The 1,344-nt window shown below is 62.0% G+C and carries 3 protein-coding genes; 2 read left to right on the top strand and 1 reads right to left on the bottom strand.

The window, feature by feature from the left end:
- Window positions 1-266 precede the first annotated feature (266 nt).
- Window positions 267-410 (bottom strand): hypothetical protein, encoded by a 144-nt coding sequence (locus ACWGI8_RS44335; protein ID WP_453669300.1) that lies wholly within the window; start codon window positions 408-410, stop codon window positions 267-269.
- Window positions 411-641: 231 nt separating this feature from the next.
- On the opposite strand from ACWGI8_RS44335, the gene ACWGI8_RS44340 reads away from it, so the two are divergent.
- Both ACWGI8_RS44340 and ACWGI8_RS44345 read left to right on the top strand, forming a co-directional pair.
- The gene (locus ACWGI8_RS44340) at window positions 642-1,016 is read left to right on the top strand and encodes a response regulator transcription factor (RefSeq protein WP_453669302.1); all 375 of its coding nucleotides are present in this window, start codon (window positions 642-644) and stop codon (window positions 1,014-1,016) included.
- 86 nt (window positions 1,017-1,102) lie between these two features.
- Window positions 1,103-1,285 (top strand): FDLD family class I lanthipeptide, encoded by a 183-nt coding sequence (locus tag ACWGI8_RS44345; RefSeq protein ID WP_453669304.1) that lies wholly within the window; start codon window positions 1,103-1,105, stop codon window positions 1,283-1,285.
- The last annotated feature ends 59 nt before the right edge of the window (window positions 1,286-1,344 follow it).

The raw sequence follows: 1,344 nt of genomic DNA on the forward strand, positions 1-1,344 counted from the left end.
AGTGGAGACGACGTCATCAAGCCCGATCACGCACCAGTCACTACCGGCGACAAGCCGCAACTCAGGCATGAAGATCACGATCTACAGCTGGAGTACTAGGCCGGGATGCCCGCGCGCGCCTGGGTGGGGCCGTGCGTGCGTTGTTGAACGGACCCGAATTGACGGGGGCACCCGATGCGGTCCGGCTGGCTGCGCGTACGCCAGCGATCACAGGAAGAGTCGAGATCAGGACTGCTGAACTCGGACGATGGCTTGGGCTGTCCGCCTCACGGGTCGCCTCCGCAGTGCTGCCGAGTCTGCGCCGCTGCGGTGTCGGACGTGTCACGACGGCCCTGGGCGAGCACGGTGAAGACCGAGGTCTGGAGTGCTCGGTCCTGCCGCTCAAAGAAGCACGCGGACTGATCGGTCATCCAGTGACCCTGCAGCGCATTGAGTGCCCATTTCCTGGGAGCAACCGCGATCGGTATTCCTCTCATGAGAACCATCTGACCCTTTGTCAGTATTTCCCGTATCTCGGGAACCTCCGAACCGGGGCTACACCAGGACTGACCCTCCTGGCCCTCAGTCCCGGTCACAGCACTTCGCATGAAAATCCAGGGGGAATTATGCGAGCAGATCAAGTCACACTCGGGCAGCCGGCCGTGCATCAATCGAAGGACTGTTGTGGGTGCGGGCACTCCACAGCCGTTGATGAGCCGAAGTGGAAGCATGCGCTGAAGAACGTCAACAGGCTGACCCCGCGGGAGCGCGAGGTGTTCACGCTGTTGTCCGAGGGCTCGTCCAACCAGTGGATGGCCGACCAGCTGAACGTTACCGAACGCACGGTCCGCGCACATCTGACCGCCATCATGGAGAAACTCGAAATCGACTCCAGGATGGCGGCCTGCCTGGCAGCGTATTACTTCCATGCCGAACTAAGCACCCACCACTCGATTCCATCCGAGCAGCACCATGTGTCGGCAGCCGCGGAAAAAACTGTCGCAGACGACAATGGTGCTCCGCCGCCGGCTGAGTGAGCATTTCTTTCGAGCGTGGAGCACAACCTTCACGCACCCGTGCCGATGCTGTGCGGGTTCTCCCACAATGATCGAAAGGAATAAATATGTCGGACGCATTCGACCTGGACGCTCAGGTCAACACGCCGAAGGCCGGTAACCCGGAGCTCGGTCCGCCGTCCATCTCGACCGTCGCGACCCGGGTGGTCTGCACCCGCGTCACCTGCAGGCCGACCTGCACCTGCAACTGCACCACCGTCTGCACTTCCCTGTGCCGCGCCGAGCAGTAATCCGCAGTAATCCGCGGTAATCCAGGGCGCGGAGCAATGCGACGGGTGCTGCCGTGATG

The organism is Streptomyces sp. NPDC054841 (assembly GCF_053611045.1).